Below are 16,640 nucleotides of genomic sequence, written 5' to 3'. Positions count from 1 at the left end.
GTATTCGCTGTGATATGAGAATCGTGTTCAGGATATTGATTGCCACAAAGAATAAAAATAATCATATAGGGATACGCGTCGTGTTCAGATGAGCTAATCTCATGGAAATACGAACGATCTAAGCCATATTTGCTGCTTCTGCGGATATGTCACTAATATGTTTTAGGACGAAGGGGTTTGGATATTTACCTCACGAAAAACACGTTCGACCTGTTCTGATTTCCGCGGCGTTCGTATCTGAAAGCGAGGAAGTGTCGTTAGTAAGCGTAGATCAGTGTTTTGTCACCGTTGACGACACCGTGTTTCTCGATCAGTTCCGCAAATAACGGGATTATTATTTCCGCGATTATTGACGGTTCGGGCTGTGTATGGGGGAATTTGTTCGACCCAGGACCGACCGCAGCGTCCAGCCAGTACTGCTCACCGTTGAGCCGAACCACGGTCTCGATAACTGAGACGCGATCTACATTCCGACCAGAATCTGGTTGCAAATCGGCTTTGTGAACCCAGTTATGAACGGTGGATCGAGCCCGTTCGGCACCGAAGATATCGAAAATTAGAACAATGTTCGAAAACGAGTGCTCGGCAAGATGAGGCTGAATACTGATAACCAGCAGATATTTGATTCGTCTCTCGATTCTATTACACCGATGGACGTTCTCGGAATTGATGGGTTGGCCTTGTCGGCGGACATCTCGTCGAGTCGTTTGGATCGGAGGGTCACAACGACACCGTATCGGATAGCTTCTACTCGTCTCGTGACACCAAAATCAATCAACAGAACAGTGAATTCGGCCGACAGGGTGCACAGTGGTTGTATCGACGCAGAACCTCCGAACTCATGGGCGACGATGTGTGCAATGCAGCGGTCGTCGAGCGGATTGTTACCGCACGATTCACGCTTGAAACGGGTCGCTGCTGCAGAACTCGTGAGGCGATAAGATGGGAGAAATGTGGACGCTGGATGGCCTGCTCACTCTCGAGGGACAATGAGCCGCGGCGTTGGAGTTACGGAGGCAGTCCGAGAGTGGGTCCCCGAATGGACGCTCGAGGGCTTTGCCGTCCTCTCGGTATTCGGAGATCTACTCGTGATCGTTCCGATTCTTGGCTTGCTCTATCTGGTGACTGTCGGTCGAAGCCTCGCTCGTGGAGAACGAGATCAACCGTTGTGTTCCGATCGAACGGCATTTCTCATTGCGGCCGTCTTCGGCGGACTCGCACTGATCGTCCTCGTGAAAGCGGTGTTTGCGCTTCCACGGCCGCCCGTTGAGTGGCATGCAATCGAGCCGAGCGAACACGGTTTCCCCAGCGGCCATACGATGGCCGCCACGGTTTTTTGGGGAATGCTCGCACTGTGGCTCCATATCGGTGACCGAGCGAGCCGCCTCGCTGGTGCAGGGCTACTCGTGTCGCTCGTTGCGCTCTCGAGGCTCGCGTTGGGCGTCCACTACCTCGTCGACGTCCTCGCGTCGATGGCCTTCGGCGTCGTGTATCTCGCGGGAATCGCGTGGCTCGCCCGTGGGCGTCCCGAGCGAGCGTTCGGGATAGCGATCGTCATCGCGGTGCTCGCGGTGGTTGCGAGCAACGGAAGTAGTCGGGCCGTATTGGCACTCCTCGGAACCGTCGGCGGAGCAGTGGGCTGGTACGTCGTCGAACGACCGGTTGTCCGTCGGCGCTTGGTAACTTTGGCTCAGCGAGTGAACTGACCCTTCGCCAGTCGCTCGATTCGTCGATTTCTGGTGTGACGAGTACGTCTCACTCGAGGGCGTGGCCGACACTTCGGCCGCTGAAGCGGGCATCGACATCGACGCGACTGCGAACTCACCGTGTCGGGGGTCCACTCGTGAGTGTGACCGGACCCGCAAAGCAACCGGGGGACGTGGCGACGGGGTCCGGACCAGAGATCCTCGAGTCGTGCCATCGGGCCGATTGCCGTCGTCAGGATCACAAGGTCTATTCGCTCGGCGTAACCAGCCGGATGTAATGACGGGGCTGGTCCGGAAGGGGTACGAGACGGTGCGAAACGAGGGTCTGCGTGCCGCCGTCCGGAAAACGTGGACGGTTCTGGCCGGAACGCTGGTCGACGTCACCTTTCCGCACCTGCCACCACTCGCCGTCGAGTACTACTTCGACGCCAAATCGGTCTGCAGTTCGCGGATGAGCGACGCGAACCCGACACGACCGGTCTGGGTCGATCCCGGCCGGATCACGTACTACCACGGCTCCGGACCGAGCGGCTTCGGCCGCGTCGTCGACGGCGACTGGGACGAGCCCGAGTGCCGGTTCGACGATCACGTCGTTCACCGATCGCTCCGACAGCGATACGACGAGGGTCGAGACTGGTCGGAGACGGAACTGTACGATCGCTACGCCGACCGAATCGACGCCGGCGACCCGTACTGGCGGTGTCGAACGGACGAGGAACTCGAGGCGTACCTCGAGTCGATCGACGAACTGTACGGGACGATCTCCGAAAACGGGTACGAGAGCCAGCGAACGCTGCTCTCGAAGAACCCCGACTCGGTTCGGCGTCAGAACACGGACGCCCCACACCCGGTGATACAGGAGATCGGAGTGAACATCTACCGGGACGGGACGATGGCGAAGAAGGGGGCGGGGTTTCACCGGCTGTCCATCGCGAAGCTCGTCGGCGTCGAGCGCGTTCCAGTTACGGTTCGCGTGCGACACGCCGAGTGGCAATCGATTCGAGACGAGATCACCGACGCGGAATCGATCGAGCAGTTAAGCCCGACGGCCCGCGACCACCTTCGTCATCCGGACGTGGATGCACACGTCCCCGACTCCTTGGCGTAGTCCGAACTCGAGGTCACTACTCGAACCCGCGTGCTGTCTATCGGTACCGAGCGTCGACGCGGCTTGCACCGAAGAAAAACAGCAGATAGGCTGAGAGAAGGACGCCCCACACCGCGACCGAAAGCAGTACTCCCATTGGTATGTCTCTCATTTAGAACTGTTTGTTAGGTATTTTATGGTGATGGTCGCTCTCAACGAGTGAGTGCCTCGAGGCGGGACGGTGCGATGAGTAACCGTGGGTGAACCACGAGACGACTTGCCGTCTGGCGCTCGACTGAGTGGAAAACGAGTCGAGGTCGAAACGAGATCACGAATCGGTGCGAGCGATCCTGGAACCGAGATATTTCGGCGGTTCCAATGGTTCTTGGAGCGTTTTCCGTACTTCATGGTGAACGAGATTCGGGCCGAGTGACTTCCTCGTCGAAACCGGAGAGGAGACTTCGCTCTCGTCGACGCCGTAAACGGTGAGATTCACTCCGCGAAGAAAGGTAGTGTCGGACCCACATTATCGATGTCTCTGATTCGCTACCATCTACTCTATGACTGATATGCGATAGTAATGGTGGCCTACTGCGCTCGAAACGATGCCGGGAGCAACGCGGTGGTGCAATCGAAATTCTCAACTCGCCCGTTGTACGTGTTCAGAACCGTCTATGGGCGATACCAAATTTCTGATATTATCGTCGTCCCTCCACCGTTGAGTTGCTCTCCGGTACCTAATCTCCCTAATAAAAACTATCGTGATAGTCGTAAGTAGTAATATATTACTTTCTCTGAATGTCGTGATATCGGGCGTTAGAGGACCTCAAAACCTTTAATACGATATCTCACAAAACGGACGTGTTGAATGTTCCTAAGCCGTGATTACCGCAGTGAGGCAGCCACAGGGACAGTGGTGCTCGCTTTCGCGGCGGCGGCCATCGCGCGCCTCCTTACCGGCGAGTCGGCCGCGCTCGCGGGGGTTCCTGTCTCTACAGTGGCACTCACTGGGGCAGTCGTCGGCGTTGCACTCGTCTCACTCTACACACCGCGGCCACGGACGGTGACGACGCTGGTCGGGCACACGGGCCGTCAGCTTGCAATCGCCTGTCTCGCCCTCGGTGCCCTCGACGTGGCCGGTGTCGCGGCCGCACCGGATCTCGCGACGGCGCTCGTGACCGGAGCCCTCCTCGTCTTCGTCCTCCCGGTCTGGTATCGGGCCTGTCGACGCCGAAGCGAGTCACAGCGGATACTCGTCGTCGGCGACGACCCCGCACTGCTCGAGGAGACGATCCGGTCGCTGCCGGTCGCGCCGATCGGATTTCTCTCGCCGGCGCTTTCCGAGCGACCGGCCGACGGGACACCCAAGACGGAGTCGACGTCCACCGAGGAGTCGAAGCAGACAGCGCCCGTCATCGTGACCGACGGCGGACTCGCGGTCGGCGACCGCGTCGATTCGATCGCTGGCGTCGACCGCCTCGAGGGCCTCTCGCGCCTCGAGTCAGTGCTTCGAGAACGTGACGTCAACACCGTCGCGCTCGCGTTCGAACAGGGGTGTCGCGAGGAGTGTTTCGGCGTGTTGCGAACGTGTCACGACCAGGGGGTCGACGCACTAGCTCACGAATCGTTCGCCGACCTCCTCCTCGTGGACGAACGGGTCGGTGACGACGTGGTACGCGTTACCCTCGAGCCGTGGCCGTGGTACGGTCGCGCGGCAAAACGCGCGTTCGATATCGTCTTCGCAGCGGTCGGCGTCGTCGTGCTGTCGCCGCTGATCCTGATCATCGCGCTCGCGATCAAACGTGACTCCCCCGGCCCGGTGTTGTACAATCAGACGCGTTCGTCCGAACTGGGAGGCACGTTTACCATCTCGAAGTTCAGAAGCATGGTGACCGACGCGGAGTCCGACGGCGCACAGTTGAGTGAGGCCGACGCCGGCGGCGTCGATCCGCGAGTCACTCGAGTCGGGCGCGTCCTCCGCAAAACGCACATGGACGAGATTCCACAGCTGTTCTCGATCCTTACAGGCGAGATGAGCGTCGTCGGCCCGCGACCGGAGCGACCCGAACTCGACAGCGAGATTGCAGCCGATGGCGTCGACTGGTCCAAGCGCTGGTTCGTGAAGCCGGGGATGACCGGGATCGCACAGATCAACGACGTCACTGGTTTCACGCCGAAGCAAAAACTCGCCTACGATATCGAGTACGCCCGCCGACAGTCGATCTGGCTGGACGGCAAACTCGTCGTCTTACAGGTGTCGTCGGTCCTCGCAGACGTCGTCGACCTGGCGACGGACCGAGTGGGGGACGACGACCGGTCGAGTGCCGACTGAACGGCCGTCCGCTCGTCGGCTACACTCCCTTTCCCCCTCCCACCTTCCCCCTTTCTCCGCAGCGTCGTCGTCACAGTTGTAGCGACCGTCTCGGCGCTACTCCAGGACCCGCTCGACCTCGCCGACGACGTCCTCGAGGGCCGCTGTGTTCGCGACGGTCACCGTCGTAATCGACTCTCGTTCGGCCGCGGCATCGAGAACCCTCGAACACGCGTCTTCGTGTCGTCGCTGGGCAGCTTCGACCGCGCCCATGTCGTGCGTTTCCGAGACGAGTTCGTCTCGTTCGCGCTGTCGACGGAGACAGACCTCCGTGGGCGCGGTGACGTGAACGAGCGTCTTTGGCGTCGGCACGTCCTCGAGGTACTCGTCTATCGAAAACCGAGTCTGGTCCCCTTCGCTCCGCCACAGCACCGAGACGGCACCCATCATGAACCCCTCGTCGAGACAGAGCGTTTCGTCCGGACGGACAGTCGAGACGCCCAGTTGGTACCGTTCCGCCGCGTACTGCAGTAGGGAGACGACCTGGTCCGGATCGTGAGTTGCCGCCTGGCGAGCGCGATACAGCGCGTTCGAAAACGCCGGCCGCTCGGCGACGAACGCGGCGAACATCCGTCGCTGTACCGGCGTTTGAACGAACAGCGTCTCGAGGGGCGACGTGACCAGCGACGGCAACAGCCGGTACGCGAGTCGGTATCGGCGTCCGGATTCTGCGACTAACAGCCGTTCGACGGCGTCCTCGTAGAGTTCGCCGTAGTACCGGGGATTCTCGATCAACCGTCTATGGATCGCGGACTTACCCGCTCCCGGCGGACCAATGAACTCGACGTGTGGCGGGTCGGTCTCGCGGTGCGGGGCGTCGGTTCTGCGATGCGGTGGATCGGTCATACGGTGTGTCGGATCGGATGGTGTCTGGAAACGGCCGGGCGGCGTTCAGGGTGTCCTTCGCCGTCGTTCACTGTGACCGGGTTCACTGCAACCGGGCTCACTGCGAGTGGGCTCACTGCGACTGGATCGCGTACAGGTCCGCGTACTGGCCGTCCCGCTCGATCAGTTCGCCGTGTTGTCCCGACTCGATGACCTCGCCTTCCGAGAGGGTGTAGATTCGGTCGGCGTTCTCGACGGTCGAGAGTCGGTGGGCGATGGCGATCATCGCGTAGTCGCGGTCCATCCGCTCGATGGCCGCTTGCACTTCCTGCTCGAGGTTCGAGTCCAGATCGCTCGTCGCCTCGTCCAAGATTAGCAACTCGGTGTCCTCGAGTAACGCCCGCGCGAGCGAGACGCGTTGTTTCTGTCCGCCCGAGAGCCGGGTTCCGTCGTCTCCGAGGACGGTATCGTACCCGTCCGGGAGGTCGTCGACGAACTCGTCGACTTTCGCGATCGCGCAGGCTCGTTCGATCTCGCCCTGGGTCACGTCCCGGTTGCCGATCGTGAGGTTATACTCGAGCGTGTCGTTGAAGATGAACGGATCCTGACGGACGATCGAGACCCGATCGCGCCACTCGTCGGCGTCCACCTCGCTGATCGGAACGTCGTTCGCGCGAATCTCGCCGCGATCGATCTCGTACAGGCGGGCGAGCAGTGAGACGATGGTCGACTTGCCAGCGCCGGACTGCCCGACGAAGGCGACGAATTCGCCTTTCTCGACCTCGAAGCTGATTCCGTCGAGGACGCGTTCGTTGCCGTCGTACGAGAACTCGACGTCGTCGAACTCGAGACGGTCGACCGCGTCGGGAACCTCGCGCGTCGGATCGTTGATTGCCTCGCGATTCTCGAGGTCGCGGATGAACTGCTGGGTCCGGACGAGGTGTGGGAGGTCGTTTTCGACCTTGTAGTAGTACTCGTTGAGCGCGCTGACTTTGGGTCCGAGTTGCATCATCGCGAACAGGAAGACGCCGAGCGCGCCGATCGACAGGTCGGCGAACGTCAGGGCGATGTAGATGAGGATGAAGACCGAGACCGCGACGCCGAGGTTGTAGAAGTTGTTGATCGCCGCCTCGTTGCGCCGGAGTTTAATCCGGGCAGTCGTGTACTGGTCGACGGCGTCGAGGAAGTTCTCGCGGAGTTCGGCGGCGAGCCCGAAGATCCGCACGTCACGGATCCCCTGGGTTCCCGCCTGGGCGGCTTCCTGTCGACGCTCGTTCGCGTCGGCGACCTCGTCCCCGAGATCGTATCCTCCTTCTATCACGCCGCGCAACAAGACCGTCAGCCCGCCGAGAATAACGACGGAGATCAGCGTCAACATCGGTGCCATCACCAGCGCGATGACGAGGTACGCGAGCGAGAGGAACAGTTGCTCGAGGACCTTGATGACTCGCCTGATCACCCGACCGGCGTAGTAGGTCTGGGTGACGATCGCGTTGAGGATGTCGTCGGAGCCCTCCTCGTCGAAGTACTTCACTTCAGCGTCGAGGGCGTTGTCGAACGCTCGCACCTGCAGATCGCGGATGTAGTAGGTTCGGAGGGCTTCGCGTAGCCAGCCGACGAGGAAACTCGCCGTGTACCGGACGGTCATCACGACCGTCACGCCGACGACCACGAAGCCGAGTTCGAACGGCACGCCGAGCGTCTCGTAGACCACGACGAACGCCTCCATGAGTCCGTCCGCCTCCGCGGCCGGATCGTCCGTCTGCACGATTTCGATGATCGGGAGGATAAAACTCAGGCCGATCCCCTCGAGAACCGCGGCGAGCAATCCGAGGCCGACGATGAGCGCCGTGAACTTCGGGCTGAACCGAGCGACATCTGCCAGTGCATCGATTTTGTCACGTCGAGAGATATCCTCGGCAGTGTCGGAGGACATTCGGGAGTAATCAGCTATTAGTGCACGCTGGCGTCGTATATCCCCGTCGATACCGAGACGAATCGTCTCGAAAAAACGCGTTCGGTGTCGCTCTGGGAACCGTCGTCAGTCCGAGACTGGTTCGGCGCTGATGGCGTCTTGTAACCGCCGTTCGGCCTTGTCCCGATCCTCCGGGTAGCCGACGTCGATTCGCCACCCCTCGAGACCGATCGCGTCGATCGTCCGCCCGCTCTGGATCAACAGGTCGATCGCCTCACTGATCTCGTACTCGCCGCGGTCGGAGGGCTGGACGAGGTGACAGGCGTTGAAAATCGCCGGCGTAAACGTGTAGAAGCCGGTCATGACGAGATTCGACGGTGGGTCGTCGGGCTTCTCGACGACGTCAGTAATTTCGCCGTACTTGTTCGTGTCACAGACACCGTAGCGTGAGGCCTCCTCCCACGGCACCTCCTCGACGAGGAACGCGGCGTCTGCTCGGTCTTCTTGCTGGCGACGAACGACATCCTCGAGGTTCGCCTGGAAGATGTTGTCGCCGAGGATCAGCATGAAGTCGTCGTCGATGTGCTCTTCGACGGTCAACAACGCGTGAGCGAGTCCCTGCTGTTCGCGCTGGTGGGAGTACGTGATCGGGACGCCGCAGTACTCGTCGCCATAGTGATCGATGATCTTTTCCTTGAGGTAGCCTACGACGACGACGAACTCCTCGGCACCGAGTTCGATGAGCCGATCGAAACAGTGCGTGAGGATCGGTTCGTCGTCGACCTCGACCATCCCCTTCGGTTTGTCCTCGGTTAATGGCCGGAGTCGGGTTCCCTCTCCTGCGGCGAGTACGACAGCTTGCATCGAGACTAATCAATACCTCTCTCCTCACAATAACGTTCTGGTTTTCGGTATTCCCACATTTTGTATCGAAACGGACACCGCCTCGAGCGTCCAGTTACTCCCGTTTCGGTGCCGAAGAGGCGGCCACCGCTAACCGAGGGTTCGACGCTTGCGTGATTCACACACTCGAGGCTAGCCGACTGCTTCACAGCCCATCTGAGTATCAGAACTGATATTTGGGGGAACTGACGAATCACTACGATAGTGAGTACCGCCGAACGAGATCCGGTGACTGTTTTCACCCACGACTGGAGTATAGCGCGGGTCGCGAACGGCGTGATCTATGGACTGTTCGGTGCCTACTTAATTCTCGTTTTGCTCGCGCACACGACCGACTCGGTATTAGCGTGGCACCTCGCCGCCTCGACGGTCGTTCTCGGCGCGATTCTCGGGTGTCGGTGGGCTGTAGACGCCTTTCAGGACGCCAGATACCTGTGGGCGAGCGTCCTCTCGGTTCTCGGCGTGTCGCTTCTCACACTCTGGATGGTCTACCAGAGCAGTTCACCCGGACTCGGTCCCGGATCGAACCGGTCGCTCGGGCTCGTGGTCGTTTTTTTGCTCACGATTGCCTTCTTCCTCGTCGTCACCGATGCCGAGCAGTACGGGGCCCGCGACTGGGCGGCAATCGCCTGTTTCGGCGTCCTCGCCGGAATCTACCTCGCCCACTCCCTCGAGTACTACCCCTCGAGTTCTCAATCCCGGTGGCCGCTGTGGGCCGCGGTCGTGATGGGAAGTAGCCTCTTCGTGCTCCCTCGGCTCGTTCCCGAACGGGTTTTCCTCTGGATACTCCCTCGTCTGGCAGCGGTCGTCGTCGTGCTCGGGCTGGCCACGTACTCCGTCGGCGACTACACGCTGTGGCTCTTCGAAGTCCGCCAATACCCCGGCTCCTCCCCGTCGGTTCCCGGATTCGATCCCGACGTGATGACGCTGCAATCGATCTTCCCCAACCCGAACGGGCTGGGGTTCCTCTCGTTCGCCGGCTTCGTCGCCGCGGCCATCGACTTCCACCGCTCCGTCGTCGCCGAGCGACCGATTAGCGCAACGATCACCGCCGTCCTCGCCGGACTCTGCGGACTCGGGCTGTTTCTCTCGAACGCTCGAGCGGCGATGCTCGCCGCGGCGGTTGCCCTCGTGATCTACGTCGGCTACGCCGTTGGCGGCCGGCGCGTCGTCCCCGTGGTGCTCGCCTCGAGCGTGATCGGCCTGTTCGGATTGATCGGAGGAATGTACGTCGATTTCATCGGCATCTCCGCGACAAACCGCTTCGAACTCTGGTCCGCGAGCGTCAACGCGATACAGGATGGCCCGCTGCTGTTCGGGCACGGCAGCGGTTCGGAGAATGCCGTCATCGAACCCTACCTCGCAGGCGACGGAGCGCCCACACCACACAACTCCTACCTCTCGGTGATCATCCAGACCGGACTGGTCGGCGGCCTCGCGTACGTCGGCCTCGTCGTCGGCAGCATCGTCGCCGGTGCGATCGACTACGAGAACGTGAACGTCGCGATCCTCGCGTTCGTGACCGGGTGGGCCGTCCACCAGTTCTTCGAGTCCTACACCATGTTCGACTGGTCACTCGGCGCGGTGCTCGCGGCGTTGACCCTCGGCTACCTCCTCGTTGACGACTAACCCTCTCCGCTCACTCTCTCTGCTCACTCTCTGCGGTGACTCTCTCCGCTGACTCTCCTCAGTGACGTTTTCTCCGACACCTCGAGTCGTCACGTCACTCCCGACGCGTTTCCGACGAGAGCGACGACAAAACCGACGAGTCACCCGGCTCGAGCACCGATCGAATCGGTTTCACCGTCCGATCGCCGACGGCGTACGCCATCACGCCGACGATCGCGAAGAGAAACCGGTTGTCGTTCAGGTCGCCGGTCACCATCACGTTCGCCAGCATGTAGGCAAACAGCGCGCCGAGAACGAGATGCGTCGCTCCGCCGTGCTCGCGCCAGTCGAGAGCGAGCGCCAGAACGGCGTAGCCGAGCAGCGCGCCGAGCAGGACGAGGCCGACGAGTCCGAGTTCGAACAGCACCTCGAAGACGATGTTGTGCGGGTAGTAGCGGGTGTCGGCTCCGGGATCGATCAGCACCGGCCAGGCGCCGAGACCCTCGCCGAATGGCAGCATCCGCAGGTGCAACGCGTCGATCGTCCCCTCCCAGTACCCCAGTCGGAGCCCGACGGAGCGTCCCGGCCCGTCGGTCAACGCGAGGATTCGACGGATTCCCCGCAACTGTCCGGCGACGGTCACGAGACCGATCATCGAGACGAGCCCCCCGACGCCGTATCCGGCCAGTGCGATTCGGCCGTTTGGAAGCCGGCCGGTCCAGACGCCGGCGAGGAGGAGCACCCCGACCGCCCCCGCGACGGCGACCGTCGGTCCGCGCGCTCCGCTCACGAGCAGGGCGTAGCCCATCACGGGGATCATGGCGAGTGCCCCGGCCGTGAGGAACCTGTCGTCTCGAGAAAGAACGAGGTAGCCGACGGCGAGCACTAGCCCCATCCCGATGGCGCGACCCGTGATCAGGTAGTTCGTTCCGAACGGCTGGAGGACGCCGTCGCCGCCGGCCTGCTGGTACTGAGACATGACCTCGAGGGCCGTGACGAGCGCGACGCCGACGGTGGCGAAGCCGGCGTACCGAAGCCGCCGGGACGACGTCGCGATCACGGTCGCGCCAAGTCCGAGCGCCAATCCGGTCACCGCGACCAGTCGGAACGACTTGGAGACGTAGTATTCGGAACTCGGCGACCAGAGGCCGGAGAGAACCGCGTACCCGGCGAAGATTCCGAACAGGACACAGACGGCGACTCCCCGAAACGAGAGCCTGAGCCGGCCGAGTGCGACCAGAAGTGCCGAGAGCCCGACGGTCGCGGCGCCGAGCAGGAGCGTCAGATCGATCGGGAGCCACTCGAGGTACCAGGCGCTCTTGTAGACGCCGGCGAAGACGAACGCGACGTAACAGAGTGCAACGGCCGCGTCCAGGAGTACCCCGTCCTTACGCATTCGGACGTACTCCCTCGTTGTCGGTCTCGTGTTGTCTCATTTCGTGAGCTGTCGTTTCACCGTTCGTTTGATCGACAGTCCGGCCGCGAACGTCCCCGGCGTTGCACACGTCGCTAGGTGAAAGTAGGGAAACGGGTTCGTCGGGTGCAACCGGATCGTCCTGGCGAGTTCTCGACGCGCCATCGCCATCTCGCCGCGTTTCCCGTGAGAGATTCCGAGCAGGTAGTGATGGTGGGAGTGTCGCCGATCGGTCAGCACGTCGTCGTGTCGCTCGATCAATTGTTCTTTCCCCCGCCGCCTCGCGTCGAGGTCGAGCGAGATCGAATCTTCCTGTCGGTAGTGTTTCGCGAGGATCTCCCCGAGTCCGTAGAGGTCGTACGCTCGAGCCACCCGCAGGTAGAACTCGTAGTCCTGCGAGGAGGCCATCGCCTCGTCGAGGACGCCGACGTCCTCGAAGACGGAGCGGCGGAACGTCGAGGTGATGAAACTACCGGGGACGTTTCGCTCGCCGAGATCCGAAAGCGTCACCCGGCCCTCGTCGGTCGATTCCGGCCCGAGATACGTCTCGCCCCGGTAGACGTCGTAGCCGTGGAAGACGCCGCCGTAGGACTCCGGTAGCGAGTCGAGCGCGTCGACGCAGGCCTCGAGTTTCCCCGGGTAATACTCGTCGTCGGAGTCGAGAAAGGCGATGTACTCCCCGGAAGCGGCCCGAATTCCCTCGTTCCGGGCGGCGTTCGCGCCGTTGTTGCCCTCGAGTCGAATGTACTCGATTCGGTCGTCGTCGTAGTCGGTGACGACGGCTTCGGTGTTGTCGGTCGACCCGTCGTCGACGATCACGTGTTCGAAATCGTCGTAGCGCTGCTCGAGGACGCTCTCTATCGCTCGTGGTAGTGTGTCCGCCCGGTTGTACGTCGGTGTGATGACTGAAACGGTTGTCATTCGTGAGTTCTGTGTGTCCGTTCGATTTCGTGTCGATCCATTCGTCTGTCTCAGTTGCCGTCCGTTTCCGTCGCGAGCAGTCGTTCGTACGCGCCCACCAGTCGCTCCCGTTCGACCTCCCAACTGTACTCCGAGACGACCGTCTCGTGGGCGGCGTCGCTCATCGTTGCCCGCGTTTCGGAGTCTTCGAGCAACCGTTCAGTTTCGGCCACGACCCGGTCGAGATTGTCCTCGGAGACGGTGACGCAGTAGTCGTCGTCCGTGTACGACTCGAGCGACGGGACCGCCGTCGAGACGACCGGGAGGCCGCAGTAGAGGTACTCGAAGAACTTCGTCGGCACGTTTCGCTCGAAGCGCTCCTCGTCGACGAGTAGCAAGCCGATATCGGCCTGCGAGAGGTGTGAGAATATCTCGTCGTAATCGACGTACCCGAACAGCCGAACGTGGTCCGTAATCTCCTCGGACGCCATGAACTCCCGGGCCCGGCGCTCGATTTCGTCGTCCTGGAACGGGCCGAGGAGCCAGAGGCCGACGTCGAGTCCCTCCTCCCGGAGCCGCGACGTCACGGTGAGCATGTTCAATAGCCCGCGTTCGCGATCCAGCCCTCCGACATACGCGAGGACGTACTCGTGCGAGCGCTCGAGGTCGGTACCATCGGTGTCGATCTCGCCGACTTTCGGCAGATTCCGGACCGTTTCGACGGGCGTACTCGTTCGAGCGGCGACCTTCTCGCGGGTCGATTCGTCCGCCGTAATGACGAGATCCAGTGGTCGCGTCAACGCCGACTGTACGGTCGGAAACGCTGTCTGCAGGATCGGCTTGAGGCGCTTCGGAATCCACTCGCGGACGCGGATCGCGTCCGTGTAGTCCTCGTGGATGTCGTAGACGACCTCGGCGTCGGTCGTCGCCGACAGCGCGACGCCGATGGGGAGCAACTCCGGATCGTGAACGTGGTAGACGTCGGCGTCCTGGCGGCGCGCAACGCGAAACAGGTGCGGGAGATTTCGCCAGCGCTCGAGGCGCGTCTCGACGTCGCCGACCGAGCGGACGTGGACGCCGTTTCGAACCGTCGATTCGTCGTGATGGACGAGCAGCGTCGCCCGGTAGCCCTCCGCCGCCAGCGTTCGGAGCTGTTTGTGGAAGATTCTGGGATCGAACGGATAATGGACGGACGAGAGGTGAACGACGTGTGTCATGTGTGTCTTAGCTTTGGTCTGATTGTCGCGAGGCGGTGTCCCAGGTGACGATGTTCTCTCCCTGGAGGAAGTTCCACAATCCGACGAGCATGCCGTAGTTCGCGACGACGAAGTAGTGGGGGATGTGGACGACCGTCGGCGTCGAAATCGACGTCCGCTCGAGGAGCGCGCCGACGCCGGCGAGACCGTAGCACGCGAGTTGCGCCGCGAGAAGCCCGAGATAGAGCGGACTCGAGTCGACGAGGACGAGCCCCAGGTTCGCCGCGAGTGCAACGCCGAGGAACACAGGCGATAGCCACCGGAGGAGCTTGTGCGAGGTGAGTTGGAACGCAAACACCGGGTGCCGAACCGGGTTGAGCAACTGTAGATTGTTCGCGAGGGTGTGCCACGCGCGAGTGACGATCCGGCTCCGGCGCTCGAGTTCTTCGTCGACCCCCTCTCCCGTGTTCTCCCAGGCGACCGCGTCGGGTGCGTACGTCACCCGTTCGCCGCTTCCGACGATCGCTAGCGGCTCGGCGAAGTCGCTGATCGCACCGCTTTGAAGGGGGACGTACGACGAGCGCCGAACCGCGTAGATCGAGCCGTTTCCAGCCGCCGACGAGTTGAGTTTCGACTCGAGTCGTTTGATGAGCGACTCGTAGCGCCAGTAGACGGATTCGCCGTCCACGTCGCTCGAGTCCCGATACGTGAGTTCGCCGACGACACACCCCACTCCCGGGGCGAACGACGAGACGAGATTGCGTATCGCGTCGGGATCGTACATGCTGTTCGCGTCCGAGAAGACGATGATGTCCTCGTCTCGCTGTGCGACGACTCTGTTCTGACATTCGGTCTTTCCGACTCGACCCTCGATCCGAACGAGTTCGACGCCGTCGTCGGCGTACGAGCGAACGATTTCGTCGGTGTCGTCCGAGGATGCATCGGAGAAGACGACGATTGACAGTTCGTCGTCCGGGTACGCCAGGGCCAGACTGTTCTCGATCTTCTCCGCGATCACGTCTGCTTCGTTGTAGGCCGCGATGACGAGCGCAACCGACGGGGTGTCGTCCGGACGGTCCGTAGACGAATTCGGGAAGATACTGCTCAATACGTACAGAATCGGGACGTAGAGGGCGTACGTATGGAACAACAACCCGACGGAGAGGACGAATGCAGCGAGGAGCGTGAGTTCGAGCATGGAGATCACTTTTGGGTGATTCAGTAGCGATTCGGGTAGCGATTCGAGTAGGTCCGCTCTTCCGCTCTCTTCTAACAGCATCAAATTCAAACTTCCGACATAGAGTGACTTCAATACCCGATCGCTCTGTCTCTGACTAAAGCTGATGATTGGGGCGTCTATCGGTCGATTATCGTACTCTCTCCATTGTGGTCCAAAATCAGAAATACACACAGTCTTTACTTTTGATATATTATACGGATGTGACAATCACCGTCGGAACGTCCGTTGCACGAACACGACCGACGTGGACGGGCCGGTTCCTGCTGGTCGGCGGGATCAGCAGACTCATGTAATTTCCGTGGGGATCTTCGCGTATGACTACCGGCCAGCCGACGGGACGGACGATTCTCATTACGGGTGGTGCAGGGTTCATCGGCAGCCATCTCGCGGACGCACTCGTCGCCGACAACGACGTCCGAGTGCTCGATAACCTGACGTCGGGCGAGCGAGCGAACGTCCCCGACGACGCGACGCTCATCGAGGGCGACCTTCGCGACGGCACAACGCTCGAGCGAGCGACCGACGGCGTCGACTTGATATTTCACGAGGCCGCCCTCGTCAGCGTCCAGGGGTCGGTCGAAGCGCCGCAAACGAGTCACGAGATCAACGTCGACGCGACCCTCGAGGTACTCGAGGCCGCCCGCGAGGAGGACGCGCGGGTCGTCCTCGCCTCGAGCGCGGCGATCTACGGCCACCCCGAGTGCGTGCCGATTCGGGAGGGCGACGCCAAGACGCCAAGTTCGCCCTACGGACTCGACAAACTCTCGATCGACCACTACGCCAGACAGTACCACGACCTCTATGGTCTCGAGACGGTCGCTTTGCGCTATTTCAACGCCTACGGACCGGGCCAAACCGCCGGCGACTACAGCGGCGTTATCAGCATCTTCTGCGAGCAGGCGCTGTGCGACGAGCCGATTACGGTTCACGGCGACGGCGAACAGACTCGCGATTTCGTCTTCGTCGACGACATCGTGCAGGCGAACCTCGAGGCGGCGACGACCGACCAGGTCGGCGCCGCGTACAACGTCGGCACCGGAACGAGCGTCACGATTCGTGCACTGGCCGAAACCATCGTCGACGTTACCGACTCCGATTCCGAGATTGCCCATACCGAAGGGCGGACTGGTGATATCCGTCACAGCGAAGCCGACATTACGACGGCCAGAACGGCGCTCGGATACGAACCCACGGTTTCGCTTCGCGACGGTCTCGAGCGGACCGTTGCGTGGTTTCGCAAACGAGAATAACCCGTCGTCTTCAAAACGGAATGGCCGCTGAGAAACTATGATTCTACCGCCGTACTGCATTTTCAATGGAGCAAAAAAATCTGACAATGAGGGACCCTACCGATCCGGAGGTCGGTTGTCTGGAGGACGGTTGTCTGGAGGACGGTTGTCTGGAGGACGGTTATCTGGGGGACCCCTTCTGCCGTTTTTGCCGTTCTTACCGTTCTTACCGTTCTTACCGTTCTT

General features: G+C 61.4%; 12 protein-coding genes and 1 pseudogene. 5 read left to right on the top strand and 8 right to left on the bottom strand.

Annotation, left to right across the window (positions count from 1 at the left end):
- Positions 1-99 precede the first annotated feature (99 nt).
- Positions 100-671: pseudogene (locus BLW62_RS19235) on the bottom strand (IS6 family transposase).
- A 318-nt stretch (positions 672-989) separates the two neighbouring features.
- Here BLW62_RS19235 and BLW62_RS16465 point away from each other — a divergent pair.
- From BLW62_RS16465 to BLW62_RS16455, 3 genes are all read left to right on the top strand, one after another.
- The gene (locus BLW62_RS16465) at positions 990-1,706 is read left to right on the top strand and encodes a phosphatase PAP2 family protein (protein WP_090508134.1); all 717 of its coding nucleotides are present in this window, start codon (positions 990-992) and stop codon (positions 1,704-1,706) included.
- Between the two features lie 277 nt (positions 1,707-1,983).
- Positions 1,984-2,814 (top strand): hypothetical protein, encoded by an 831-nt coding sequence (locus BLW62_RS16460; RefSeq protein ID WP_090508133.1) that lies wholly within the window; start codon positions 1,984-1,986, stop codon positions 2,812-2,814.
- 892 nt (positions 2,815-3,706) lie between these two features.
- Positions 3,707-5,125: a sugar transferase gene (locus BLW62_RS16455; protein WP_245726737.1), complete on the top strand. Its 1,419-nt coding sequence runs from the start codon at positions 3,707-3,709 to the stop codon at positions 5,123-5,125.
- Positions 5,126-5,221: 96 nt separating this feature from the next.
- Here BLW62_RS16455 and BLW62_RS16450 read toward each other — a convergent pair whose 3' ends face one another.
- The 3 genes from BLW62_RS16450 to aglF form a co-directional block, all read right to left on the bottom strand.
- A complete protein-coding gene (locus BLW62_RS16450; RefSeq protein WP_090508131.1) occupies positions 5,222-6,010 on the bottom strand; it encodes an AAA family ATPase in 789 nt (262 codons plus the stop codon).
- Positions 6,011-6,122: 112 nt separating this feature from the next.
- Positions 6,123-7,925 (bottom strand): ABC transporter ATP-binding protein, encoded by a 1,803-nt coding sequence (locus BLW62_RS16445; protein ID WP_090508130.1) that lies wholly within the window; start codon positions 7,923-7,925, stop codon positions 6,123-6,125.
- A 105-nt stretch (positions 7,926-8,030) separates the two neighbouring features.
- Entirely contained in the window at positions 8,031-8,768 is a 738-nt protein-coding gene (gene aglF, locus BLW62_RS16440; RefSeq protein WP_090508129.1) for a UTP--glucose-1-phosphate uridylyltransferase AglF, read from the bottom strand.
- Between the two features lie 243 nt (positions 8,769-9,011).
- On the opposite strand from aglF, the gene BLW62_RS16435 reads away from it, so the two are divergent.
- Entirely contained in the window at positions 9,012-10,436 is a 1,425-nt protein-coding gene (locus BLW62_RS16435) for an O-antigen ligase family protein (protein ID WP_090508128.1), read from the top strand.
- A gap of 94 nt (positions 10,437-10,530) precedes the next feature.
- On the opposite strand, the gene BLW62_RS16430 is transcribed toward BLW62_RS16435, so the two are convergent.
- Genes BLW62_RS16430 through BLW62_RS16415 form a run of 4 tightly spaced genes read right to left on the bottom strand, consistent with a single transcriptional unit; the run spans position 10,531 to position 15,123 of the window.
- Positions 10,531-11,811: an O-antigen ligase family protein gene (locus BLW62_RS16430; protein WP_090508127.1), complete on the bottom strand. Its 1,281-nt coding sequence runs from the start codon at positions 11,809-11,811 to the stop codon at positions 10,531-10,533.
- Positions 11,812-11,847: 36 nt separating this feature from the next.
- Positions 11,848-12,750, bottom strand: coding sequence for a glycosyltransferase family 2 protein (locus BLW62_RS16425; protein ID WP_090508126.1), 903 nt, complete (start codon positions 12,748-12,750; stop codon positions 11,848-11,850).
- A gap of 50 nt (positions 12,751-12,800) precedes the next feature.
- Entirely contained in the window at positions 12,801-13,946 is a 1,146-nt protein-coding gene (locus BLW62_RS16420) for a glycosyltransferase (RefSeq protein WP_090508125.1), read from the bottom strand.
- A 7-nt stretch (positions 13,947-13,953) separates the two neighbouring features.
- Positions 13,954-15,123: a glycosyltransferase family 2 protein gene (locus tag BLW62_RS16415; RefSeq protein WP_090508312.1), complete on the bottom strand. Its 1,170-nt coding sequence runs from the start codon at positions 15,121-15,123 to the stop codon at positions 13,954-13,956.
- 356 nt (positions 15,124-15,479) lie between these two features.
- Between BLW62_RS16415 and BLW62_RS16410 the strand changes: the two genes are divergently transcribed.
- Entirely contained in the window at positions 15,480-16,415 is a 936-nt protein-coding gene (locus BLW62_RS16410) for an NAD-dependent epimerase/dehydratase family protein (protein WP_090508124.1), read from the top strand.
- Positions 16,416-16,640: the final 225 nt, after the last annotated feature.

Origin of the sequence: Natronorubrum sediminis, assembly GCF_900108095.1 — an archaeon.
Lineage (GTDB): Archaea > Halobacteriota > Halobacteria > Halobacteriales > Natrialbaceae > Natronorubrum > Natronorubrum sediminis.
The sequence above is the reverse complement of the archived record's forward strand: the minus strand, read 5'-3'. Positions and strand labels throughout refer to the sequence as shown.